Source organism: Pseudomonas laurylsulfatiphila, assembly GCF_002934665.1.
In the GTDB taxonomy this organism is placed as follows: Bacteria; Pseudomonadota; Gammaproteobacteria; order Pseudomonadales; family Pseudomonadaceae; genus Aquipseudomonas; species Aquipseudomonas laurylsulfatiphila.
In genome coordinates this window covers 263,231-288,922 of the sequence record NZ_NIRS01000002.1, presented here as the reverse complement: position 1 = coordinate 288,922, position 25,692 = coordinate 263,231, and the positions used below count along the sequence as shown (strand labels likewise).

The 25,692-nt window shown below is 60.3% G+C and carries 15 protein-coding genes and 1 pseudogene; 4 read left to right on the top strand and 12 right to left on the bottom strand.

Annotated elements, in window-relative coordinates; all coding sequences use genetic code 11:
* Nucleotides 1-134: 134 nt before the first annotated feature.
* Complete coding sequence (gene ccoG / locus CD175_RS07155) at nt 135-1,547, bottom strand: cytochrome c oxidase accessory protein CcoG (RefSeq protein WP_104448302.1); 1,413 nt, start codon at nt 1,545-1,547, stop codon at nt 135-137.
* A 195-nt stretch (nt 1,548-1,742) separates the two neighbouring features.
* Nucleotides 1,743-1,976, bottom strand: a complete 234-nt coding sequence (locus tag CD175_RS07150) for a DUF3203 family protein (protein ID WP_104448301.1) — start codon at nt 1,974-1,976, stop codon at nt 1,743-1,745.
* Between the two features lie 120 nt (nt 1,977-2,096).
* Between CD175_RS07150 and CD175_RS07145 the strand changes: the two genes are divergently transcribed.
* Complete coding sequence (locus CD175_RS07145; RefSeq protein WP_104448834.1) at nt 2,097-2,597, top strand: MgtC/SapB family protein; 501 nt, start codon at nt 2,097-2,099, stop codon at nt 2,595-2,597.
* Between the two features lie 6 nt (nt 2,598-2,603).
* Here CD175_RS07145 and CD175_RS31030 read toward each other — a convergent pair whose 3' ends face one another.
* Nucleotides 2,604-2,840 (bottom strand): hypothetical protein, encoded by a 237-nt coding sequence (locus CD175_RS31030; RefSeq protein WP_146094559.1) that lies wholly within the window; start codon nt 2,838-2,840, stop codon nt 2,604-2,606.
* A gap of 246 nt (nt 2,841-3,086) precedes the next feature.
* Nucleotides 3,087-3,254, bottom strand: a complete 168-nt coding sequence (locus CD175_RS31305) for a hypothetical protein (protein WP_167399503.1) — start codon at nt 3,252-3,254, stop codon at nt 3,087-3,089.
* Nucleotides 3,255-3,457: 203 nt separating this feature from the next.
* Here CD175_RS31305 and CD175_RS07140 point away from each other — a divergent pair, with 203 nt between their 5' ends.
* From CD175_RS07140 to glgB, 3 genes are all read left to right on the top strand, one after another.
* Nucleotides 3,458-5,455, top strand: coding sequence for an alpha-1,4-glucan--maltose-1-phosphate maltosyltransferase (locus CD175_RS07140; protein WP_104448300.1), 1,998 nt, complete (start codon nt 3,458-3,460; stop codon nt 5,453-5,455).
* Nucleotides 5,456-5,594: 139 nt separating this feature from the next.
* The gene (treS, locus tag CD175_RS07135; protein WP_104448299.1) at nt 5,595-8,936 is read left to right on the top strand and encodes a maltose alpha-D-glucosyltransferase; all 3,342 of its coding nucleotides are present in this window, start codon (nt 5,595-5,597) and stop codon (nt 8,934-8,936) included.
* A gap of 2 nt (nt 8,937-8,938) precedes the next feature.
* Entirely contained in the window at nt 8,939-11,170 is a 2,232-nt protein-coding gene (gene glgB / locus CD175_RS07130; protein WP_104448298.1) for a 1,4-alpha-glucan branching protein GlgB, read from the top strand.
* 82 nt (nt 11,171-11,252) lie between these two features.
* Here the strand turns inward: glgB and CD175_RS31025 are convergent, their stop codons facing one another.
* The 8 genes and pseudogenes from CD175_RS31025 to glgX all read right to left on the bottom strand — a co-directional run bounded on the left by CD175_RS31025 (nt 11,253) and on the right by glgX (nt 25,584).
* Complete coding sequence (locus CD175_RS31025) at nt 11,253-11,783, bottom strand: hypothetical protein (RefSeq protein ID WP_146094558.1); 531 nt, start codon at nt 11,781-11,783, stop codon at nt 11,253-11,255.
* Nucleotides 11,780-14,011, bottom strand: coding sequence for an RHS repeat domain-containing protein (locus tag CD175_RS07125; RefSeq protein ID WP_240628935.1), 2,232 nt, complete (start codon nt 14,009-14,011; stop codon nt 11,780-11,782). The genes CD175_RS31025 and CD175_RS07125 overlap by 4 nt, the downstream gene beginning before the upstream one ends.
* Nucleotides 14,011-16,788: an autotransporter family protein gene (locus tag CD175_RS07120; RefSeq protein ID WP_104448297.1), complete on the bottom strand. Its 2,778-nt coding sequence runs from the start codon at nt 16,786-16,788 to the stop codon at nt 14,011-14,013. The genes CD175_RS07125 and CD175_RS07120 overlap by 1 nt, the downstream gene beginning before the upstream one ends.
* A 336-nt stretch (nt 16,789-17,124) precedes the next feature.
* A complete protein-coding gene (locus CD175_RS07115) occupies nt 17,125-18,192 on the bottom strand; it encodes an autotransporter domain-containing protein (RefSeq protein ID WP_104448296.1) in 1,068 nt (355 codons plus the stop codon).
* Between the two features lie 300 nt (nt 18,193-18,492).
* Nucleotides 18,493-21,090: pseudogene (locus CD175_RS07110) on the bottom strand (autotransporter family protein).
* 273 nt (nt 21,091-21,363) lie between these two features.
* Nucleotides 21,364-22,164 carry an endonuclease/exonuclease/phosphatase family protein gene (locus CD175_RS07105; RefSeq protein ID WP_104448295.1) on the bottom strand — a complete coding sequence of 267 codons (801 nt, stop codon included), beginning with the start codon at nt 22,162-22,164 and terminating at the stop codon, nt 21,364-21,366.
* Between the two features lie 282 nt (nt 22,165-22,446).
* Nucleotides 22,447-23,205, bottom strand: coding sequence for a PIG-L deacetylase family protein (locus CD175_RS07100; RefSeq protein ID WP_104448294.1), 759 nt, complete (start codon nt 23,203-23,205; stop codon nt 22,447-22,449).
* Between the two features lie 216 nt (nt 23,206-23,421).
* On the bottom strand, nt 23,422-25,584 hold the full coding sequence (glgX, locus tag CD175_RS07095; RefSeq protein WP_104448293.1) for a glycogen debranching protein GlgX: 2,163 nt from the start codon (nt 25,582-25,584) through the stop codon (nt 23,422-23,424).
* Nucleotides 25,585-25,692 lie beyond the last annotated feature (108 nt).

The following is a 25,692-nucleotide window of genomic DNA, read 5'->3' as shown; positions in this document are numbered from 1 at the left end:
GTTGGGTGTCTTTTGGAAAGAAGTGAAGGTGGTACCGCCAAGATCGCAGCCTTCGGCAGCTCCTACAATGGATCGGCTCGCTTGCGTAGGAGCTGCCGAAGGCTGCGATCTTTAAAGCTCTGCATCTTAAAGGCTCAGCGATTCATTGGCGCAACAAACCGGCTCTTCGCCACGCTGTAGACGCCAGGCTCATCGCTGTCGATCACTTTGAAGCTGATGCTCTGCGAACTGCTGGCCGGACGCTCCGAGAGCATCGCCACCGACACCGGCAGATCGACAATCTCGCCCGGCGCCAGGCTCAGCACGGTCTTGCCCTGCAACTCGAAATCATCGGCATCGACCAGACTCAATTGATAGTCCTGACGCTGCTGGGTCTTGTTGATCACCTTCAGGCTGTAGATGTTTTCGATCTGGCCCCGGCTGTTTTCGCGGAACAGGCCCCGGTCCTTGCTGACGTCGAGCGAGACCATCGGCCGTTCCATCAATGCCACCACCAGCGCGGCAATCATCACCAGCAATACGGCGGTGTAGCCGATCAGGCGCGGACGCAGCAGGTGCGTCTTGCCACCTTGCAACTGATGTTCGGAGGTATAGCTGATCAGTCCCCGGGCGTAACCCATTTTGTCCATGATCGAATCGCAGGCGTCGATGCATGCGGCGCAACCGATGCATTCCATCTGCAAGCCATCGCGGATGTCGATGCCGGTCGGGCAGACCTGTACACAGAGCTGGCAATCGATGCAATCGCCCAAACCGACCTCGGCGGGTTTGACCTCGCGTTTGCGCGGGCCACGGTTTTCGCCACGGGCCACGTCGTAGGAAATGGTCAGGGTGTCTTTGTCGAACATCACGCTCTGGAACCGCGCGTAAGGGCACATGTGCATGCACACCGCTTCACGCAGCCAGCCGGCATTGATGTAGGTGGCACCGGTGAAAAACAGCACCCAGAACAGGCTGACGCCGCTCATTTGCAAGGTCAGCAGTTCTTCGGCCAGTGGCCGGATCGGGGTGAAGTAGCCGACGAAGGTCAGGCCGGTCAGCAGGCTGATGGCCAGCCACAAAGTGTGTTTGGCCGAGCGACGCATCAGTTTGTTCACGCCCCACGGCGCGGCTTGCAGCTTGATCCGTTGGTTGCGCTCGCCCTCGGTGATTTTCTCGCACCACATGAAGATCCAGGTCCACGAACTTTGTGGGCAGGTGTAGCCGCACCAGACCCGGCCGGCAAACACGGTGATCGCGAACAGGCCGAACGCGGCGATGATCAATAGCGCCGACAGCAGGATGAAGTCCTGCGGCCAGAAAGTCGCGCCGAAGATATGGAATTTGCTCTCGGAAAGATCCCAGAGCACCGCCTGGCGGCCGCCCCAGTTCAACCACACGGTGCCGAAAAACAGCAAAAACAGAAAACCCGCGCCGCTGATGCGCAGGGTTCGGAACAGCCCGGTGAAGCTGCGGGTGTGGATCAGGTTATCGCTGGTTCCGGTCTTCGTCTTAGGACGCGAAGGCTCGAATGTTTCTACGGTTCGGACGGGGATTCTTTCGCTCATGGTCTTTCGCTCATCAGCCTCCATCAGGCATGAGCACTATGAGCGGCGATCTGTTTGCATAACAGACTCAGGTATTGCATTAAAAAGCGGATCAGATGGCCGTGTTCGCCCGGCCTGCGACAACTTGAAGCACTCGTCGCACAAAGGTGCAAACGCCTATGCAAAACAGCTGCGGCGGGTGTTGACCAACGTCAGTCAAATCACCGAATCACTGTCGCTGGCTTTCAGGTGCCGGCGTCCATCCACCGCGCCTGCGACGGTCAACGCATCGGCTTCCGCCTCGGTGATGTAGATGCGCTGGCCTTCGATGTCCACCGCCGACATGGCTTTGCGACCATCGGTGACGATGGTCACGTCAGGACACAGACGAATTTCTTCGCCATTTTCAGTGGTGAAAAAGCAGGTCTGGTTCTCGATGCGCACGGTCATGGCGGAATCCTTTTTCAGGGGTATCTAATGTTTCAGGCCGCCACTGCCGGTCATCGTTCTGTGCAACCGATTAATGGTCGCAGCGGTCCACTCTCCATGGTTCCTCACAAGGACAGCACCATGAACGCCTGGTGGCACGAAGTCTGGGTGACGCTGCAAGCCGAGTTCGCCGACATCACCGATGCCTCGCAATTGACGCGGATGACCGTGCGTCTGCTGATGGCCGCCGTGCTGGGCGGAATTCTCGGGTTCGAACGTGAACACCAGGGCAAGGCCGCTGGCGTACGCACCCACATGCTGGTGGCGATGGGGGCGGCGCTGTTCGTGCTGGTGCCGCAGATGTCCGGTTCACAGGCCGATGCCATGAGTCGGGTCGTGCAGGGCGTGATTGCCGGGATCGGCTTTCTCGGGGCCGGCACCATCCTGAAAAACCACGAAGGCGACGAAAGCGACGTCAAGGGCCTGACCACCGCCGCCGGCCTGTGGATGACCGCCGCCATCGGCGTCGCCGCCGGCCTGGGCCGGGAAGCGACGGCGGTGCTCAGTACGCTGTTGGCGCTGGGGGTGTTCAGTGTGATGCCGAGAATTGTGAAGCTGATTGACAAAGATCATCGACCCTAGGAGCTGTCAGGGATTTGCCCCGCCTGTGCAAGTCGCTTCACAGCCCGACTCCAGCTCGTCGCTCTGCGTTTCCGAAAGTTCGTGCTGGCTGTAGTCCATATCACCGTGCAGCAGATGTTTCTCCAGCTCCCTGATGATTGAGCTTTTGGTTGATTGTTCAGAGGGATTGCGTTCGGCTTTGAAGCAAAGAAATTCGTAGTTGAATATTTTCAAGGGATGGCCAGCCGTCGGTGGGTCGTTCACGGTTTAGCGCGTGGTGCTGTGCGCTAGCTCTGTTTGCGAACTCGCTGACGCTGGAAAAAAACGTTTTCATGGCTAACCACACTCAAGGCTGAAGAAGTGATGGCTATATAAGGCGCGGGGTGTGAGTTTCGTAAAGTGACGGACGGGCAGAATTGGCGCTTTAGGATCGGTACTACACGTACTTGGGAAGCGTCATTCATTTTCGATGATCGTTCCTGGTGTCGAGGCAGGAACGATCAACTGTCTTCATTCAGGATTCACAATCACCGGCGGCATCGTCGCTGGCGGTTCTTCCCTTGGCGGAGGGGTTGTGCCGGGCGGGTCCTGTTCGGGCACCGGTTGGGGTTCGCTGGGGGGGATCACCGGGTTGTCGATGTTTGGATCGGGGGTTTCAGCCGGGAATGGATTGTTCATTGGTCAGGCCTCCGGTGGCACATGGCGTGAGTCGTGCTTTAGTAGGTTGACTGCTGTGCGAACGATTTGATTCCGCAAATTGCTGATGAACTTTTCCCGCCAGCTATCGCTCGGAACCTAAGTGAGTACGTTCCGGGGCGGATGGCCCAACGGGATGGCGACCAGACACAAGCGCGTCCATGGGGCGTAAGGAGAGAGGCTCGATGACGGCTGAAAAACCGACTGAGTTGAGCTACAACCCGCACATGCCGCTGTCGCAGGCGCTGTTGCTGCCGCGCATTGTCATAGAAAACATCATGCCGACTCTTGAAGGCGGGCAGTTCGCGGTCAAGGCGGTGGTGGGCCAGGATGTGGTGGTGACGGCCAAGGTCTTTGCCGACGGGCATGACAAGCTGGCGGTTCGCGTGCGCTGGCGCGCCGAGGACGAGGACGTCTGGCAAAGCGCTGTCATGCACGATCTGGGCAACAACGGCTGGCAGGGGCAGTTCCGGGTGAACAGTCAGGGCCGTTATCTGTTCTGTATCGAAGCCTGGATCGATCAGTTCGCCAGTTTTCGCTACGAACTGGAAAAGAAGCATGTGGCAGCGGTGCCCGTCAGCCTCGAATTGCAGGAAGGGCGGATCCAGGTGCAGCAAGCTGCCGAGCGCAGTGAAGGGCAACTCAGTGAGCAGTTGGCGGCATTGCACCATGAACTGGCAGGACTGCTCGAAACCGAGCAGGTCGCACTGTTTTTGCACCCGCGTAGCGCCGACCTCATGGCCCGCGTCGATCATCGTGCCTACCTGAGCCTGAGCCCGGAGTACCCGGTGGATGTGGAGCGCGAGCTGGCGCAGTTCGCCAGTTGGTATGAATTGTTTCCGCGTTCGATCACCGACAGTCCGGAACGCCACGGTACTTTCAACGACGTGCATTCGCGGCTGGCGATGATCCACGACATGGGCTTCGACGTGCTGTATTTCCCGCCGATCCACCCGATCGGGCGCAGCTACCGCAAAGGCCCGAACAACTCACTGACGGCAGGCCCCGATGATCCGGGCAGTCCGTATGCGATCGGTAGCGAGGAGGGCGGCCACGAGGCGATTCACAAACAGTTGGGGACTCGCGAAGACTTCCGGCGACTGGTGTCGGCCGCTGCGGCCCACGGCCTGGAAATCGCCCTCGACTTCGCCATCCAGTGCTCCCAGGACCACCCATGGCTCAAGCAGCACCCCGGCTGGTTCAACTGGCGGCCCGACGGCTCGATCAAGTACGCGGAGAACCCGCCGAAGAAATACCAGGACATCGTCAACGTCGACTTCTATGCCCCCGAGGCGATTCCGAGCCTGTGGGTGGAGCTGCGCGACATCGTGGTGGGCTGGGTCGAGGAGGGCGTGAAGATCTTTCGCGTCGATAACCCGCACACCAAGCCGTTGCCGTTCTGGCAATGGCTGATCGCCGATGTACGGGCGCTGTACCCCGAAGTGATCTTCCTGGCCGAGGCCTTTACTACTCCGGCAATGATGGCGCGCCTGGGCAAGGTCGGTTATTCCCAGAGCTACACCTATTTCACCTGGCGCAATACCAAGGCCGAACTGGCGACCTACTTCACTGAACTCAACGAATCGCCGTGGCGCGAGTGCTACCGGCCGAATTTCTTCGTCAATACGCCGGACATCAACCCGGCGTTCCTGCATGAATCCGGGCGTCCCGGGTTCCTCATCCGCGCCGTGCTGGCGACCATGGGTTCGGGTCTGTGGGGCATGTATTCGGGTTTCGAGTTGTGCGAGTCGGCACCGGTGCCGGGCAAGGAGGAGTACCTCGACTCCGAGAAGTACGAGATCCGCCCCAGGGACTTCAATGCGCCGGGCAACATCATTGCCGAGATTGCCCAGCTCAACCGCATCCGTCGGCAGAACCCGGCGCTGCACACGCATCTGGGCCTGAAGGTCTACAACGCCTGGAACGACAACATCCTGTACTTCGGCAAACGCAGCTTTGATGGCAGCAACTTTATTCTGGTGGCGGTCAGCCTCGATCCGCACAACGTGCAGGAGGCGAACTTCGAGTTGCCGCTGTGGGAAATGGTTTTGCCTGACGACGCCAGCACCCAGGGCGAAGACCTGATGAATGGCCATCGCTGGACCTGGCATGGCAAGCATCAGTTCATGCGGATCGACCCGGCGTACCAGCCGTTCGGGATCTGGCGCATTACCGCCTCTTGAATGCGCCGCCCCCCTGTAGGAGCTGCCGAAGGCTGCGATCTTTTGCTTTAAAGAAAGTGAAGATCAAAAGATCGCAGCCTGCGGCAGCTCCTACAGGGGCGTCTGAGAGCGGCCTTTATGAATTCACCAGGAGTTTCACATGGCGAAGAAACCCAAGGCAGCCACGTTCATCAAGGACCCGCTCTGGTACAAGGATGCGGTGATCTATCAAGTACACGTCAAATCGTATTTCGACTCCAACAACGACGGGATCGGCGACTTTCCCGGCCTCATCGCCAAGCTCGACTACATCGCCGACCTGGGCGTCAACACCATCTGGCTGTTGCCCTTCTATCCCTCGCCACGGCGCGACGACGGTTATGACATCGCCGAGTACCGCGGCGTGCACAGTGACTACGGGACCATGGCCGATGCCAGGCGTTTCATTGCCGAGGCACACAAACGCGGCCTGCGGGTGATCACCGAACTGGTCATCAACCACACCTCAGACCAGCATCCGTGGTTCCAGCGCGCACGCAAGGCCAAACCCGGGTCGGCGGCGCGGGACTTCTATGTGTGGTCCGACGACGATCAGAAATACGACGGCACCCGCATCATCTTTCTCGATACAGAGAAGTCCAACTGGACCTGGGACCCGGTCGCCGGCCAATACTTCTGGCACCGTTTCTACTCCCACCAGCCGGACCTGAATTTCGATAACCCGCAAGTCATGAAAGCGGTGCTGTCGGTGATGCGTTACTGGCTCGACATGGGCATCGACGGCTTGCGCCTGGATGCGATTCCCTACCTGATCGAGCGCGACGGCACCAACAACGAAAACCTGCCGGAAACCCACGACGTCCTGAAACAGATCCGCGCCGAAATCGACGCCAATTACCCCGACCGCATGCTGCTGGCGGAGGCCAACCAGTGGCCGGAGGACACCCAGCTGTACTTCGGCGACACCGACAAGAAAGGCCTGAACGGCGACGAGTGCCACATGGCCTTTCACTTCCCGTTGATGCCGCGCATGTACATGGCGCTGGCCCAGGAAGATCGCTTCCCGATCACCGACATTCTGCGTCAGACCCCGGATATCCCTGCCAACTGCCAATGGGCGATCTTCCTGCGCAACCACGATGAACTGACCCTGGAGATGGTCACCGACAAGGAACGCGACTACCTGTGGAATTACTACGCCGCCGACCGTCGCGCGCGGATCAACCTGGGGATTCGCCGGCGCCTGGCGCCGCTGGTGGAGCGTGACCGACGCCGGGTCGAACTGCTCAACAGCCTGCTGCTGTCGATGCCCGGCACGCCGACCCTGTATTACGGCGACGAGATCGGCATGGGCGACAACATCTACCTCGGCGACCGCGATGGCGTGCGCACGCCAATGCAATGGTCCATTGATCGCAACGGCGGTTTCTCCCGCGCCGACCCGGCCAGCCTGGTGCTGCCACCGATCATGGACCCGCAATACGGCTATCTGTCGGTCAACGTCGAAACCCAGGCCGGCGACCCGCATTCGCTGTTGAACTGGACCCGGCGCATGCTCGCCGTGCGCAAGCAGTCCAAGGCCTTCGGGCGCGGTACATTGAAGATGTTGTCGCCGAGCAACCGGCGGATTCTGGCCTACACCCGTGAATACACAGGGGCGGACGGCAAACGCGAAGTCATCCTGTGCGTGGCCAACGTGTCGCGCAGTGCCCAGGCCGCCGAGCTCGACTTGTCGGCCTACGTCGGCATGGTGCCGGTGGAGATGCTCGGGGGGAACGCGTTCCCGCCCATCGGCCAGCTGAATTTCCTCCTGACCCTCGCGCCCTACGGCTTTTACTGGTTCGGCCTCGCCGCGGAAAACCAGATGCCCAGCTGGCATGTGGAGCCCGCACAGAGCCTGCCGGACTTCACCACGCTGGTGCTGAAAAAACGCATGGAGGAACTGCTTGAAGCGCCGTCACGCCACACCCTTGAGCAGAGCATCCTGCCCAGCTGGTTGCAGAATCGTCGCTGGTTCGCCGGCAAGGACGCTGCCATCGAGCAGGTCGATCTGGCCTACGGTGTGCGCTTCGGCGATGCGCAACATCCGGTGCTGTTCAGTGAGATCAATGTCACCAGCGGTGGCCAGAGCAGTCGCTATCAGTTGCCGTTCGGCTTTATCTCCGAGGATCAAGTCGGTACACCGTTGCCGCAGCAGCTGGCGCTGTCGCGGGTACGGCGCGGACGCCAGGTCGGCCTGATCACCGATGCCTTCAGCCTGGAATCCTTCGTGCATGCCGTATTGCAAGGCATTCAGGCTGGTACCGTATTGGCCTGCAGCGATGGCGATATTCGCTTCGAGTCCACCGCCGAACTGGAAAAGCTCGGCCTCAATGCCGAGTCGCCGGTGCGCTACCTGTCGGCGGAACAGTCCAACAGCTCGGTGGTGATCGGCAACAGCATGGTGCTCAAGCTGATCCGCAAGGTCGCCAGCGGCGTGCATCCTGAACTGGAAATGAGCGCCTGTCTGACCGCAGCCGGGTTCAGCAATATCTCGCCACTGCTGGGGGCCGTGGTTCGCCGGGACGGGGCGGGTGAAGACAACCTGTTGATGATCGCCCAGGGCTACCTGAACAATCAGGGCGATGCCTGGGAATGGACGCAAAACAACCTCGAACGGGCGCTGCGCGACGAACTGGCCGACGCCATGTCCGAGCAGGAGCAACACTACAACGCGCTCGGCGAACTGAAAGATTTTGCCGGTATGCTGGGCCGGCGCCTGGGGGAAATGCATCAGGTGCTGGCAACGCCGAGCGCCAACCCGGACTTCCTGCCGCAGGTCACCACGCAGAAGGACGCGCTGGCCTCGGCCAGGGATGTCGCAACGCAAATCGAGCACGCGCTGAACTTGCTCAAGCAACATCAGAATCAACTGACCCCGGCGGACCAGACCCTGGTCGGCCATTTACTGGACAACAAAAAAGCTATTCTCGGACATGTGCAAGCGTTGGGCAAAAAGACCGCGGGCGGCTTGCGCATTCGTGTGCATGGCGACCTGCATCTGGGCCAGGTGCTGGTGATCAAGGGCGATGCGTACTTGATCGACTTCGAGGGGGAACCGGCGCGGCCCTTGCATGAACGTCGGGGCAAACACAGCCCGTACAAGGACGTCAGTGGCGTGCTGCGTTCCTTCGACTATGCGGCGGCAATGGCGACCAACGTGCACAACGTCGATAACACGGCGGCGGCCGATGCCGCGCGTGTGCGGGTCACCGAGCGCTATTTGAGTGAAGCGCGAACAGCATTTGTCGACGCCTATCGGCTGGCGGCAGCTAGTCTTGCCCATGCATGGCAAGATCCCGAAGGCGAGGACGCTGCGCTGGCGTTGTTCGGTCTGGAGAAGGCGGCGTATGAAGTGGCCTATGAGGCGGAAAATCGCCCCACCTGGTTGCCCGTGCCGTTGCACGGTTTATATGGATTATTGAGTGGGCTTAAACCCTTTTCCGATCTTGGTGGAGAGTAGTCATGAGTGTCTCGAACAAGGAACAGGGTCATCACAAAGAAGCGCTGCTGCCCGGCGCACGGGATATCGATGCCTTGGTGCGCGCCGAGCATATCGATCCCTTTGCCATACTTGGCCCCCACGGTGATGGTGCCGGTGGACAGTTCATCCGCGCCTATCTGCCGGGCGCCCTGAGTGTAGAGGTTCTGGCCAGGGACTCGGGCGAAGCGCTTGGGAGTCTTCAAGCCACAGAGACGCCGGGGTTGTTTGTGGGGCATTTCGACCGCGCGCAAGCGTATCTGCTGCGCACCCGTTGGGCCGGCGGCGAGCAGACGGCCGAAGACCCTTACAGCTTCGGCCCCTTGCTGGGCGACATGGATTTGTACCTGTTTGCCGAAGGCAATCACCGCGACCTCAGTGGGTGCCTCGGTGCCCAGCTCAAGACCGTGGACGGCGTCGATGGTGTGCGTTTCGCGGTGTGGGCACCCAATGCCCGGCGGGTGTCGGTGGTGGGTGATTTCAACGTCTGGGACGGGCGCCGCCATCCGATGCGCCTGCGGCATCCCACCGGGGTCTGGGAGTTGTTCATCCCGCGTCTGCAAGCGGGGGACGCCTATAAATACGAAATTCTCGGTGCCCACGGCATCCTGCCGCTGAAGGCCGACCCGATGGCGCTGGCCACCAGCCTGCCACCGGACACCGCCTCGAAAGTCGCCTCGCCTTTGAGCGTCGACTGGCAGGATCAGGACTGGATGATGGCCCGAGGTGACCACCAGCGGGTGACGGCGCCCTTGTCGATCTACGAATTGCACGCCGGTTCGTGGCAATGCGAGCTGGACGACCTGGGTGAAGTGGCCCGCCAGTACACCTGGCCGGAACTGACCGAGCGACTGATTCCCTATGTCAAAGACCTGGGCTTCACTCACATCGAACTGATGCCGATCATGGAGCATCCGTTCGGCGGTTCGTGGGGTTATCAGTTGCTGTCGCAATTCGCACCGAGTGCGCGTTATGGCACGCCGGACCAGTTCGCCGCGTTCGTCAACGCCTGCCACCAGGCCGGCATCGGGGTGATTCTCGACTGGGTGCCGGCGCATTTCCCGACCGATACCCACGGCTTGGCCCAGTTCGACGGTACGGCCCTGTACGAGTACGGCAATCCGCAGGAAGGTTTCCACCAGGATTGGGACACGCTGATCTACAACCTGGGGCGCACCGAAGTGCACGGCTACATGCTGGCGTCGGCACTGCACTGGCTCAAGCATTTCCACGTCGATGGCCTGCGGGTCGATGCCGTGGCCTCGATGCTGTACCGCGATTACTCGCGCAAGGCCGGCGAGTGGGTGCCGAACCGCCACGGCGGGCGCGAGAACCTGGAAGCCATCGACTTCCTGCGCCACCTCAACGATGTGGTCGCCCTGGAAGCACCCGGTGCCCTGGTGATTGCCGAGGAGTCCACCGCATGGCCAGGCGTCAGCCAGGGCACGCAACAGGGCGGCCTGGGCTTTGCCTACAAATGGAACATGGGCTGGATGCACGATTCGCTGCATTACATCCAGCAGGACCCGGTGTACCGCGCCCATCACCACAACGAGCTGAGTTTTGGCCTGGTGTACGCCTGGTCCGAGCGCTTCATCCTGCCGATCTCCCACGACGAAGTGGTACACGGCAAACACTCGCTGATCGACAAAATGCCCGGCGACCGCTGGCAGAAGTTCGCCAACCTGCGGGCCTACCTGAGTTTCATGTGGGCGCATCCGGGCAAGAAGCTGCTGTTCATGGGCTGCGAGTTTGGCCAATGGCGCGAGTGGAACCACGACCAGCAACTGGACTGGTACCTGCTGCAGTACTCCGAGCACAAGGGCGTACAGAAACTGGTCGGCGACCTCAACCGCCTGTACCGCGAAGAGCCGGCCCTGCATGAACAGGACGATGTGCCGCAGGGTTTCCAATGGCTGATCGGCGATGACGCGATCAACAGCGTTTATGCGTGGTTGCGCTGGAGCAAGGACGGCCGGCCTGTGCTGGTGGTGGCCAACTTTACGCCGGTACCGCGTGAGGCTTATCGGGTTGGGGTGCCGTTTGCGGGGCAGTGGAACGAGGTGCTCAACAGCGATTCGTCGATCTATGCGGGGTCCAATTACGGCAATAGCGGTGGGGCGATGGCCGAGGACACGCCGAGCCATGGGCAGGCGTTGTCGTTGGTGTTGAATTTGCCGCCGTTGGCGGTGTTGATGTTGCGGCCGGAGGGGTGATGAGGGGGCGTTGATTATAGGCAGACCCCTTCCTGCAGATGCTGACCTGTAGGAAAGGGGGCTCGCCTTGATGGCATCGGGATTATCGACGACCTGTTGTTGCTCCGGGATATCCGTTCTGTTTCCAAGCTGAAGTTATCTTGAAGGCTTCCTCAGCCGTTTTTTTAACTTCAGGCACGCCCTCTAGTTTTAGTTTGTCTGGGTGTGTAAGCAGTGCTATCGCCTTGTATCTTTGTTGTCTACTGCTTTCGTCTTCGGCAGGAAAAATAGCGCGAATATTATTTTTATTATTGATGATGTCGATGGCCATGTTGTATCCCTTGATAATGTTTTTATCTGTTTGCGGTGGCAGTTCAATGGGAGTTACAAACGGATTTTCCGTTGGTCTCTGAGTGTTGCGCGAATGGGAAGCCCCAGGTTGCTGGCTTGATTCAAAATGCTGCCGCCCTGAATGTGTTCGTTCAGAACTACTCGGCCTACCACTCCCTGAAAATCCGGGGGAGGGCCGTCCAGCCCCTTTAAAAAGGTCGAACTCAGGTACCGTCCAGGCTACATAAGTTTCACTGGTTGTAGATTTAAATCCCTGTGCAGACTCGAAAAATTCATCAGTCAATCTAAAAATATCTTCCCCAAGCCTTTTTTTTCATTTTTAAGTTCTTCACGTATCTTAAGTATTCTTTGCGAAAACTTTAGAAAGTGCTTGTGTTTTGATATCGATTTTGTCTTGTTTATTTTTTCAAGAATTTTCTGTATTTTTATATTGTCTTTAATGGCGTCTATTATAAGTGTCGACTCCTCAAGCTCTTTTTTAAAATTTTTTAAATCTTCATCATTGTATTTTTCGCCTTTTTCTCCATTTACATCCAGTAAGGTGATCGGATTGTTGCTGACCATGCAGTAATAGTTGAGCCCGTCGATAGGGCCCGCGGGGTCTGGATTGATCCAGCGTTGTAACCACGGCGCATAGTAGCGGAGGCCGTAGTAATAAAGCCCCGTCGCATCCCGTTCCTTGCCCGAATAACGCACGGTCTTGTACTTGGCTTCTGTGGCCGACCGGGCAGCAAAACAAGCCGTACCACCAAACGGGTAATACCATTCCTGGCTGATCAGGTCAGCGTTCTGGTCCAGTTCCAGGGCGCTGGACTGCAAGTGGTCGTTGAGGTTGTAGCGCACTTGATTGTTGGCGATGCCCTCGGGCTGTCCGGCGACCCAATGCAACACCTGCACGCTATTGCTGCCCGCGCTGGCGGTGATTACATGAAGGACCTCCCCGGTGCCACCATGACTACGGATTTCCACACCGGGCAGGTAGCGCACTTCGCTGATCAGCGTGCGCGCATTGGTCTGGTTCGCGCGGAGCTTGCGTACACGTTGGCCACCGCCATCGTAGACATAGCGTTCGTAGTCATCCTCCGCGTTGTCGCGCACCACCGGGCGCACGACGGTGAGTTGATTACGCAGGTCCCATTCCATCGACTGGCCAGCTTGCAGCTCCCGCAGGTTGCCATTGGCATCGAAGCCGGCAGCGATTTCCGCTTCCGTCGGTGGCCGGCCGTTGCGCTCGGGCAGGCAGCGGTTGCTGTATTTGGCGCGAGTCAAAAGGCGGCCGGGGGCCTGGGCGCCGACGTGCACCAGGTCCAGCAGGTTGCCGCCGGCGTCGTAATGGTAGGTCTGGGTGTAGTTGGCGACCTGGCTGGGGTCGGGGGGCAGGTCGGGCAGGGCGGGGCCGCCGCTGCCGGTTTTGGCTTCCCAGCCGCGGGCTTCGATCAGTTGATCGAGGGTGTCATAGCGATAGGTCTTGAGCGGTTCGATGCGCTGGTTGTTGAAGTAGCGGATCGGTTGGGCGGCGTCTTTGAGGCTTAGCACATTGCCGATGGCATCGTAGCTGTAGTGCAAGTCTTGAAGGGGCGTGCCATCGGCTTTGTGCGCGCTCAAGCCAATCAGGCGTCCGTCCGCGAGGTCGTAGCGATGGCGGGTGATGACGCGGTTGCCGGCGGTTTCCGCCTCGATCTGGCCGAAGGCGTTGTAATGGAGGTCGCTGACCAGCGTCGTCTCGTCCTTACCGACCAAGGTCAGCCAAGTGTTTTTCAGTTCGCCAGCGACGGTGTAGGCAAAGCGCTGGCGGTTGCCCAACGCATCCGTTTGCTGGAGGGGTTCGGCGCCTGGCGAGTAGACATGGGAAGTGGTGGCGCCATCGCCGGTTTCGAGCAAGGCGTCGCGGGCGGCTTCGCTCGCAGGCCAATCCGGTGTGTCGGCATCGCGCAAGAAGTGCCGGGTCTGTTGCAGCACCGCACCGCCGAGCCCCATCTCCTTCAGGTGCAGGGTTCCGGCCGGATCGTCATGGCGGATCAGTTGGCCGCAGAGGTTGTGCGCAACGGCATCGTCATCGATCTCCGCATAGGTAAAGCGCTCAACGACCAGTTCCACGTCATCGCCACCATGCTCTCGCACAGCCACGGGGCGCAACAGTGCATCGAATTCAGTCAACGAACGACTACGACCGTCCCAGCGTTCAACGATTTGCCCGGCAGCGCCTTGCAACGCGACCCGCCAGCCAGCGTCCACGCTGTCACTCGCCAACGGCACGCCGGACAAACTGAACACCTGGCTGAGGTTGACCGGAACCGATGCATCGTCCTGCGCCAGGGCAAACAGATACGGATCCTGACTGGTCACCGGCCGGCCGGCGGTGTCGAAGCGTTGATGCGTTACCCGCGCCTCGAGCGGATCGACTGCCTGCCGCCGGTGGTATTGCACCGCTCTGATCGCCAGGCCTCGCGGGTCCATGACGGCAAGGATCGGCGTGCCACGATGCGGATGTTCCAGACCCTTGGTCAGCATCAGAACTCCATCCTTATTCCGAGTGTCGCCTTGCGTCCGTTCAGTGCATTGCTGTCAAGTTGGGTCTCGTAGCCAGCCTCGCCATACAGGCTTAAAGTGCTCGAAACCTGTACGGTCATGCCCATGCTCAGGTCCGTGGTCGTGGACTTCTGCTGCGTGTCGATCGCCGTGAAGTTGTTGAAGGTCACCCGGTCGGTACCGGACAAGGTGTGCCAGACGTTGCTGCGCACGTAGGGCAGCACGGGCATGCCGGCCAATTGATAGGTACCGCGCAGTCGGGCACCGAGTCGAGCGGTCACGCTGTTGTCGGCATCGAAGTCGACATCGGAGATGCCGTCGTTCTGGCCGTCCAGGGCACTGTGCTGGGTTATCAGTTGCACCTGCGGCTCAAGAACCCAGGACTGGTAAACCTGCAGTGGATAACCGGCCTCGACGGATAACGTCATGGCGTGGCCGCGGGTGTTGAGCTTGACGGCGCGATTGGACTCGCTGTTGATGTCCAGACCCGTCCACATCAGCACGCTGTCGATGTACCCGCCGTAGGGGGCGATGAGTGTCCAGTACAGGCCCACGCTATTGCCGCGCAACGTACTCTTGCCCGCGTCACGGTGCTCGAATCCGCGGTTGAAGCCGTCGATGTCGCCTTGCACTCGGCTGTGACCGACAAAGAATCCGATCTTTTGGGTCTGTTCATCAGCGGTGGTCCAGCCGTACAGGTCACTGCCGACCTGATAACCCGTCATCGAACCGTCCAGACGCGGGTTGACCGTGCCAGCAAAGGTCTGGCGGCTGTTGCTGGCATAGAACCGACCCCAGCCGGCCGCCATTGTGCCTGCCTGATGTTGTTGGTTCTGATCGCCCTGGCGCTCATGGAAGGTGCCAAGGGCGGCCAGGGTCATCTGCTTGACGGCAGGCAAGAGTGCGGAATACACCGGGACTTCCGGGCGATAGAGCGGAATGGGCGGTTTGCCGGGTTCGGTTCCCGGTAAATCCGGTCGAGTCGGCAGAATTGTGCCACCCGGACCGTCGACGACACCTGGCAGGGGTACGTGAGGGTCCTCCGGATTGGGCAGGGGTACGTGAGGGTCCTCCGGATTGGGCAGGGGTACGTGAGGGTCCTCCGGATTGGGCAGGGGTACGTGAGGGTCCTCCGGATTGGGCAGGGGTACGTGAGGGTCCTCCGGGGTGGGCAAGGGAACGTGAGGGTCTTCCGGGTTGGGAAGTGGCACAGGAGGGGCTTCCGGTTCGGGTCGTGGAGGCGCCACGACGGCGGAACGCAAGTACCAGTTCTGGGCTGTGCCCGGGGTGACGCCGCCCTTGAACAGATAGTAATCATAGGCTCCGGCGGAAACGGGCCCGGAGGAGGTGAACGCCAGGTCACTGCCCGTGGCGCCATTGAGTGCTTGCACCACCAGGATGCCGTTTTGCCGTGTCAGATCGCCAGGACCGGCGAGGTTGACGATGTCGAGTTTGGTGGAACCTTGCAGCGTACCTCGCTCTACCACCAGTTTGTCGCTGGCAGCATCGTCGCCGGCCAAAACACTGTGCAGGCGCAGCTGCCCATTGTCGCCAAAGTAATTGCCCCGGACCGTAAGTCGGTTGGTCGCAGTGGCGTTACCGCTGGTCATGTCGATCAGCCCCTTGTTGTTCAAGGTCGCTAACTGTCCGGTACTGAACGGTGTGATGCTACCCTGGTCGACCAACAACACACTACCGCCGTGAACGTTGAACGTACCGGTGGCGGAAACGCTATCGCCGAGGACGAAATCTCCATTCAGGTTGAAGCGCGAGCCGTTATCCAGATTCACGGTTTCCCAATGGGGGTAGCGTCCAGGGCTGGCGGATTGGCTGTTGTCGAACGTCAGGCTGTCGTTACCCGGCCCACCATCGATGCCCGGTGTGGACGACAGGCTGGTTTCGGTGAGATTGTGCAGCAACGCTTGATCGTTGCCCCCGCCCATCAGGATGGCCGAGTGAATCAGTCCACCGGTATCCCAGGTGAAAATGTCATTGCCGCTGCCACCACGAACCTGGCCATTGATCTCGCCTGCGCTGACCGTGATCACGTTACCGCCGCCACTGACAATAATATTTCCGCCAACCGTCCCGCCCTTGATGTTGACGGTGTTGTTGTCGATCCCGGCGTCCAGGTCGCCGACGATCCGGCCGCCCAGCATTTCGAATGAGTTAAGGTTCAGATTCATCGCGACCCTGCCAATGCTCCCCCCACTCATGAGAGCCTCTTCACCGTCTTCAACGCTACCGGTAATGGCACCGGTGCTCATCTTAAAGATGTCATGGCCAGCGCCTTGGGACAGGGAGGTGATGTTGCCTCCGCTTATGGTGAAACTGTCGTTGCCAGCGCCCTGGGTAAAGGTGGTGGCTGAACCGCCGCTGACCTGTACGATGTTGTTGCCATCGCCTTGGTGGACTGAACCGCTGATGGCCCCATTGAAGAGCTGCAAGATGTTTGCGCCGCCACCCATGTCCACAGCGCCAATGATGCTGCCTGAACTCATTTGCACAAGATCATTGCCAGCGCCAAAGGTGACATTGCCATTGATGGTGCCGGTACCGTTTTGCGGAAAGGTCAGGCTGTTATTGCCGCTCGGGTCCGCGAGCCCGGAGCCGGTGCTGCTGCTGCAAGTAAAGCTGTCATCGCCGGCAGTAGGCACGAGTGTACAGTCGGCGTGAGAAATGAGCGGCCAGCCCGCCATGATCATTAACGACAGGGTGCCGGTGACCAGGTACTTCAGTGACGAAAGTGCTCTACTCATGATCCATCCTCGCTCGATGGGATGCTCCGTGCCCGCTCCTGCGGGGCAGACCATGGCAATGTCGAAAGCGATACGGATCAGGGACTGCTGGTTTCCTGCATCGGAAAACATCGGGCTATGCAACCAGTTGACATGGCTTTTTCGACTGCACATCACAATGCACAGCGCGGTTTCCACGGTATCAACAGGTCGGCCGATGCGCTACTGTCAGAAATAACAGGTATTCAGGGAGGAGAACGGTTCCAGGTACGGCGCGTGCGAGGGGACGTCTACCGAGGAAACACCGAGCCTTCAGCAGACGTCCACCCTGTAACTCCATCTTTCGAGGCCCATCCCTCACCAACGCATCCGCACACCCAGGCTGCCAATCAACCCATTCAAATCATTATCGTCCACGTCGCTGCTGTAGTCGGCGCTGACGTACAGACTCACGGTCGGGGTGACCCTGGCGACCAGACCCAGGCCCAGTTCGACGGTCGAGGACTTGCGGCTGCTGCTGATCTTGTCGACCTGATCGAGGGTTACGGTATTGCCGGTGTACACCGTGTGCCACAAGTTGGTCCGCACGTAGGGTTCGACCGGCATCCCGTTGATATCGTAACTGCCTTTCAAGTGCGCACCGACCCGACCGCTCCATGAAGTCAGGTCACTGGAAGACGCGTTGCCCGAGCCGGCATACGGGGTGTCCAGGGTGATGCGCTGATTGATCAATTGCGCCTGGGGTTCAATCACCCAGTTTTCACCCAGGCCGATAGGGAAACCGCCTTCCACCGACAGCGTCATCGCGCTGCCTTCGGTGGCTCTTCGCGTCCCTTGCTCATTGCGGCTGACGCCGCTGACCCGGCCACCGCTGGCGGTCAGGTCAACGTGCCAGCCTTGTGGACCGGTCAGGCTCCAGTAGGCGCCGAGGCTTTGCCCCTGAAGGTTGAGCGTGTTGTGGTTGGGGGCGGACATCGCCGGGGTGATCGGCGCGCCCTTGTTGTTGAGCGGGTACTGACTCGTGCCGCCGACCAGACCGACCCTTTGCGTATGGCCGCTGGCACTTTGCAGGGTGAGGATCGCCGGGCCTTTGAGTTCGTGGGTGCCGGGAACCGCCATTCGCTGGGAAAGGTAATCGGTTTGTGCCTGGCGGGAGGGCTGGCCGTAGAGTTGGTCCCAGGCCGTGGGCGCGGCGTCTTCAGTGGTCAGGCTGGAACTGCGCAGATCGGGATGGGCGCTGAATTGACCGGGCCAGGTTGCTGCAAGGGTAGTCAGACCGAGTGTCGGGATGTCCTGGCGATACCACGGCGTTGTTTCCTGCTCGGCAGTGGCGGCGAGCAATTCAATGGAGGAACACAGGAGGAGGGAACTCGATACAGTGCAAAAAGTGACTTTGATCTCTTGTGAGGTGAGTGACGTTTTCATGGAGGTCTGCCTTGCAGTCGCATGCGGTATCTCGCTCTGGCGTCTCTCCTACCCGAATGAGGGGCGACCGAATGGATTAGGCGCCGTCACGGGCTGCCCGTTTTTACGGGAGCCCGCGGCTGGTCCTGGTAGTGTTTCCGGGGGTAGTAACGTGAAGTCAAGAAGACCGAAACAGTCGAGTCAAGAAGATGGCCGATCAGTGGTAATGGTTTAAAAGGGGCTGTTTAATGGCGTGTCTCCAGGTACTTGTTTATTCGAGCAATCGTCAAAAAAACCTCGGGATAGAGCAGTTTCAACCCCTCACCACTTCACCCGAACCCCCACGTTACCGAATGTCCCCCGTTGTTGGTTGCTGTCGATATTGCTGGTGTAGTCCAGTCCTGCATACACACTGACCGAGGTGGCAACGCTCAGCACCATGCCGATACCGAGGTCGGCGGACGAGGCTCGTTGTTGGGTTTCGATCTGATCGACATGGTCAAAGGTGACCGTATCGGTACCGGTAAAGGTGTGCCAGATGTTGGCCCGCAGATAGGGTTCCAGCGGTCGGCCACTGACTTCGTAGCGCCCCTTGAGACGTGCGCCGACGCGGCCGGTCCAGGCGCTGTCGGAATCGAACGAGACATGGGAGATGCCGTCGTCCTGGCTGTCGAGTTTGACCTTCTGATAAATCGCCTGGGCCTGGGGTTCGACTACCCAGTTGCCTGCCACGGTGATCGGGTAGCCGACTTCTGCCGATAACGTCGTTACGTGGCCGTCATTGTCGATCTTCAGGCCACTTTCGGAGCGGTTGTCGCCATTGAGCCAGGTGTACATGGCCACGGCATCGAAATAGGCGCCGGCAGGATCGGTGAGGGTCCAGTACACGCCAAGGCTGTCGCCTTTCAACTCGACGTTGCCGGAGCGTTTGCCTTCGAAGCCCTGATTGAAACCGTCGACATCCCCTTGCAGGCGACTGTGGCCGATGAAGAAGCCGCTGCGCTGGGTTTGTCCACCCGCCAGTTGCGAACTGAACAGGTCATTGCCGACCTGGAAGCCATTGAGCGAACCGTCCAGTCTTGGTGTGACGGTGCCGGCCCAGGTCTGCTCGAGGTTCTTGTCGTAGACCCGGCCCCAACCGGCGCTCAAGGCGCCGGTTTCGGTCAGCAGACGCTGATCGCCCTGACGGTCATGAAAGGTACCCAGTGCTGTCAGGCTCAATTGTGCTGCAGCCGGTGGCACCACCGACCAGGTAGGCACCGCCTCGCGATACAGGGGGATAGGTTCTGCGCCGGGTACGGCGGCCGGTAACACAGGCGCTTCGAGCGTCACGACGCCTTCAGATCCTTGAACCCCGGTAGCCACGACCACAGGCGCGGCGACCGGCACTGCCACGATGGGCACCAGCGTCGGCGGCAAGGCGGGATCCGGGTTGGCGACGGCAACCACGGGCGGCGCCACCACCGAGGAACGCAAGTACCAGCTGTTTTCGCTGCCCGGTGTGATGCCGCCTTTGAACAGGCGGTAATCGAAGGCGCCCACCGACACCGGGGCTTTGAGGGCGAATGCGGTGTTGTCGCTGACCGCCGTACCTTGGGCCTGTACCAGCTGGATACCGTTTTGCCGAGTCAGGGCACCCGCGCCGCCAACGTTGGTGACGCTGATCAGGGTGCTGCCGGTCAGCGTTCCGTTGTTGACCACCAGCTTGTCGCTGGGGGAGCTGTCATCGCCCACTGCACTTTGCAAGAGCAACTGGCCGCCGTTACCCACGTAATTGCCTTCAACCGTCAGGGTGTCGTTGGTACGCGAGTTACCGCCGGCAAGGTCGATGACCCCACTGTTGTTCAAGGTCGCGAGGCGGCCCGCGGTCGAAGATGAGATGCTGCCCTGGATTGACGTGAGCGTACTGCTGCCGTCGATGTTGAACACGCCGGTGCCCGTGGTGCTGTCCCCCAATTGAAGATTGCCATCGAGATCCAGGCGCGAGCCCTTGACCAGATTGAGGGTTTCCCAATTGATATACCGGGCGGCGCCCGATGAGGTGGAGTGATCGAAGGTCAGCAGGTCATTGCCATTGCCGCCATCGATGCTCGGGGTCAGGGCGAGGGTACTTTCGGTCAGATTGCGCAAAGTGGCGCGATCGTTGTCTGCCCCCAGCAGGACTTGCGAGCGGATGATCCCGCCGCCGTCTCACACCAGCGTGTCATCGCCGTTGCCGGCGCGAATCTCGCCGACGATTTCTCCGCCGGTGATCGTGATGCTGTCGTTGCCGTTGCTGACACTGATGTTGCCGCCGATATGCCCCCCGGAAACGATGATGGTGTCGGTGCCCAAACCGGTTACCAGGTTGGCGAGGATCTGCCCACCGGACATATCGAAGATATTGTTATCGAGTTTCATGTCGACCCGGCCGATGGTACCGTCAGTCATTTTGGCCACGTCGCCATCTTCGAAGGCGCCGACGATGGTGCCGCCGGTCATCAGGAAGGTATCGCGGCCGTCCCCTTGGGCCACGGACTGGATGGTTCCGCCAGACATGACAAAGTTGTCGATGCCATTGCCCTGACTGACCGCCCCGGTGACTTGCCCGGCGCTGATCGTAAAGCTGTCGGCCCCGTCGCCCAGATCTACGGCGCCGGCCACGGTGCCCGAGGCCATGTTCACAGCGTCGGCGCCGGCACCGAAGGTCACATTGCCGTTGATCCTGCCGTTGCCATTGGCGGGGAAGGTCAGGGTGTTGTTGCCCGACAAATCGGTCAACGGCCCGCTGGTGCCGCTGTCGCAGACGAAGTTGTCATTGCCGGCGGTAGGGGTGAGTGTGCAGGTTGCGTAGGCGGGTTGGGGCCAGTTCGCACATAACCAGATCGAGAACAGGCAGGCGCCATAACGGTACTTGGACAGATCTGTCGAAAACTCCATGTTGCCTCCGCGATGGGATCAACGTCCGTTCCTTTGGTCGTCATCGATCGCCAGGAACCAGACGTGCTTGGCAGCGCGAGTTGCAAGACGACATCGGCAGGAACTATGACCCGCAAGTACCTTCGGCAACCAAGGCGCTACGTGTGTGTCGCAAGCCCCTGCGGATTTCCGTCAGGGCGGCAACAACGTAGCAGGCACCGATACAACGTGGCTACTGTCAGAAATAACAGGTGGGGGACAATTTCTCGGTACTTCACACTCAATCCCCGCGATTCAAAGATGCACTTCCACCGCCAACGGCAAATGATCGGAAAGGTGCGTCCACGGCTTGTTCCCGAGTATTTTCGGCTCATGGCTGCTGGCATTGCGCAGGTAGATGCGATCCAGGCGCAACAGGGGGAACCTCGCGGGGTAGGTTTTGGCCGGGCGGCCATGGTGGCGCTCGAAGGCTTCGTGCAGGTAGTCGCGGCGGGCAAGGGCGGCATTGCCTTGCATCTGCCAGTCGTTGAAGTCGCCGGCAATGATCACCGGCGCATCATCCGGCAGGGACTCGAGGAGCTGGCAGAGCAACTGCAATTGCAGCTGACGATGGCTTTCCAGCAGGCTGAGGTGCACACAGATGGCGTGCACTTCGCTGTGCCCCGGCACGTCTAGCACGCAGTGCAGCAAGCCGCGGCGTTCCGGGCCGGTAATGGAGACATCCAGGTTCCGGTATTCGCGGATCGGGTATTTCGACAGCAGAGCATTGCCATGGTGACCGTCGGGATAGACGGCATTGCGTCCATAGGCGAAGTCGCTCCACATGCTGTCGGCAAGGAATTCATATTGCGAGGTCTGTGGCCAATCGTTGTAGCGGGAGGAGTGGCGGTCGTGCTCGCCGACCACTTCCTGCAGAAACACCAGGTCCGCCGACGTACTGCGCACGGCTTCACGCAGTTCGGGGAGGATGAAGCGCCGGTTGAGCGCGGTAAATCCCTTGTGGGTGTTGACCGTCAGCACGCGCAGTCGGTGGATGTCCGGGGGAGTACTCAACGGCACCGATTCAGCTGATTGCCGCTTGGAATGACTGGCCACGTTCGCTCCTATGATTGGGGGCTGCCTATGCATGCGACTGGCGCATGGACGGGCAGTTCAGTTTGCCTTTAACGCCAACGCGCCAGATCTGACACTCTGCGGTGATCTCTCCTACGGGGTTTGTGTTTTCAGCATCGGCGGCCAATGCCCCCTGTAGGAGCGAGCTTGCTCGCGATAAACCTGAGAGCACCGCGGGGCGCCTGCCAACCAGCGTTATCGTTGACGACCATCGTCGGATCGCCGCCCGGAGCAAGCTCGCTCCTACAGAAAAGCGCAACGGGCTTAGACGAAGACGATTTCATAAGGCAAACGAATGCGCTCCAGCAGTGTGCGCGGCAGCAACGGCGCAAGGCCGATCGCGGGTTCACCGTCGAGTTGGCTGGCGTAGGCGTGGGTGGCGTGGCTCTTGCGGGCGACGGTCCAGGCATCGAGGCGCACCTTGCGCGCACGATGCCAGGGGATCAGCTCCCGGTCCCGCGCCGGCCAGTGCCAGGCCCGGAACGGCACGTCGTTGTAGGTGGCTCCAACACTGGCCGCCGCCCTGGCACTGGCGCGGCCGACGGTGTCGTGGTCGACGTTGCCGTCCTCGCACCAGGTGCTGAACACCACATCACCCGGGCGCAGGTAGCGCCCGATGAATTGGGCGATCCGATCTTCGTGTTCCACCAGGGCGTTGTCGGTAAACCCGCCACGGATCCACTTCAGGCTGTGCATCGGCAACCCAAGTCGGCGGATGGCTTCCACGCTTTCCTGGGGACGAAATACGCTGAGGCGTTTTTCCGACCACTGTCGAGAGCCGGGATGGCTGGCGCTGCCGTCGGTGATCGAGATCAATTGCAGCGGGTGGCCCAGGTTGCTGAGCAATTGCAGCAGGCCGCCGCAGGTCACGACTTCATCGCCTGGGTGCGGCGCAATGAGCACGGCGCGTGCACCGGCAGGCACCAGGGATTGGGTGTTGATGACCGCAATGCTGTCCAGTTGCGGGGCGCTGTTCCAGATCTGGGAGGGCAGGCTGGCTTCGCTGAGGGAAACGGATTTCATGGGTATTACGTCCTTGTGCTGCTTCGCCTTCAGTCGTGCGCGGGACAAGCCCGGCCGACCCGTGAGGGCTGGTGGATAGCGAGGTGCGACAACCCCAACCCTGGATCGCCGCGAATCGAGTATTGCTCATGCAACGCTATTCGTCGCGTCGCGAGCCCGGCCAAAATGATTTTTCCGCTCTGCGGCAGTCGCGCGCTGAATGCCTGGACCTCGTCGTCACTCCTCTTCCTCATGCTGCAACTCGAACAGCAGCAATGAGCGGCCGGTAACCGAGTACTCGTGGCCGAACTCGAAGCGCTCCTGGCCACGGATCGACGGCTGGTTGGTGTCGATCATGCACGTCCAGAAACCGCCGTCAGGCACTTCGGGCAGGCGGAAATTGACAATGTCGTGATGCGCGTTGACCACCAGCATCAACGTCGCGTCGGCGCCTTTGCGGCGAATGCCGGTTTCCTGGGCGCGGCCATCGAGCAGCATGCCCAGGCAGCGATTGTGCGCATCGTGCCAATGCCTGGTGGTCATTTCCGTGCCGTCCGGCGCCAGCCAGGTCACGTCCTTGACGCCGATGTCCTCGTTGTAGCTGCCCACCAGAAAACGCCCGCGGCGCAGGATCGGGTAGGTCAGGCGCAACTTGATCAGGCGTTTGACGAACTTGAGCAAGGCCTTGCCGTCTTCGCTGAGGTCCCAGTTGACCCAGCCGATCTCGCTGTCCTGGCAATACGCATTGTTGTTGCCGTCCTGGGTGCGGGCGAACTCGTCGCCGGCCACCAGCATCGGCGTGCCCTGGGCCAGCAGCAGGGTGGCGAAGAAATTGCGCATCTGCCGATGGCGCAGTGCGTTGATCTCGGGATCATCGGTGGGGCCTTCGACGCCGTGGTTCCAGGACAGGTTGTTGTTGCTGCCGTCCTGATTGTTTTCATCGTTGGCCTCGTTGTGCTTGTCGTTGTACGACACCAGGTCGTTGAGGGTGAAGCCGTCATGGGCGGTGACGAAGTTCAGCGATGAGTAGGGGCGGCGACCCCGTTCATTGAACATATCGCCCGAAGCGGTCAGGCGGCTGGCGAAGTCCGCCAGTTGACCGTCGTCGCCCTTCCAGAACGCGCGCACGGTGTCGCGAAACTTGTCGTTCCACTCGACCCAGCCAGGCGGAAACCTGCCGACCTGATAACCGCCGGGCCCACAGTCCCAGGGTTCGGAGATCAACTTGACCTGGCGCAGCACCGGGTCCTGGCGGCAGGCGACGAGGAAACTGTGGCGCTCATCGAAACCGTCGTGATAGCGCCCGAGTATGGTCGCCAGGTCGAAACGGAATCCGTCCACGTGCATTTCCGAAGCCCAGTAGCGCAGGGAGTCGGTGACCATCTGCAGCACGCATGGATGACTCAGGTCCAGGGTGTTGCCGGTGCCGGAATCATTGATATAAAAGCGCTTGTCATCGGGCTTGAGGCGGTAGTAGGACGCGTTGTCGATGCCACGCATGGACAGGGTCGGGCCTTGCTCGTTGCCTTCGGCGGTGTGGTTGTAGACCACGTCGAGGATTACTTCCAGATTCGCTTCATGCAGGTGCGCGACCATTTCCTTGAACTCGGCAATCTTGCCACTGGCCAGGTAACGCGGATCGGGGGCGAAGAACGCGATGCTGTTGTAGCCCCAGTAATTGGTCATGCCCTTGTGCAGCAAATGCTGGTCGTTGACGAACGCGTGGATCGGCAGCAACTCCACGGTCGACACGCCGAGCTTGCGAATGTGCTCCAACACGTCATCGACCATCAGTCCGGCAAAGGTTCCGCGCAGGTTTTCCGGGACCGAAGGGTGACGCATGCTGAAGCCGCGTACATGGGTTTCATAAATGATCGTCTTGTCCCACGGTACGCTGACGCGGTGGTCGTGGCCCCAGGTGTGCGCCGGGTCGATCACCTTGCACTTGGGTACGAAGGGTGCGCTGTCGCGTTCATCGAAACTGAGGTCGGCGTCGGGGTGGCCGATGGTGTAGCCGAACAGCGCTTCGGACCATTTCAACTTGCCGACCAGCTGTTTGGCGTAGGGGTCGATCAGCAGTTTGTTGGGGTTGAAGCGATGACCGTTGGCCGGGTCGTACGGACCGTAGACGCGATAACCGTAAATCAACCCGGGATGAGCGTCGGGCAGGTAGCCGTGGAAGATCTCGTCGGTGTATTCGGGCAGTTCGATGCGTTCGAGCTCCACCTCGCCGCTGTCGTCGAACAGGCACAGTTCAACCCGGGTGGCGTGGGCGGAAAAAAGGGCGAAGTTGACTCCCAGTCCGTCCCAGGTGGCACCCAGCGGGAAGGGCAGGCCTTCACGGATTCGCGTGGCTTCAGCGCGGGGGGCTGGCGCGGGGGCTTTCTTTGGGCTGGTCATAAGTGCTCCTGCAAACTAGAAATCTATGGCGACTGCCATGCCGCCATCGCGAGCAGGCTCGCTCCCACATTGATCGGGAACGGGCCGCAAATTTTTGAACGACACAGA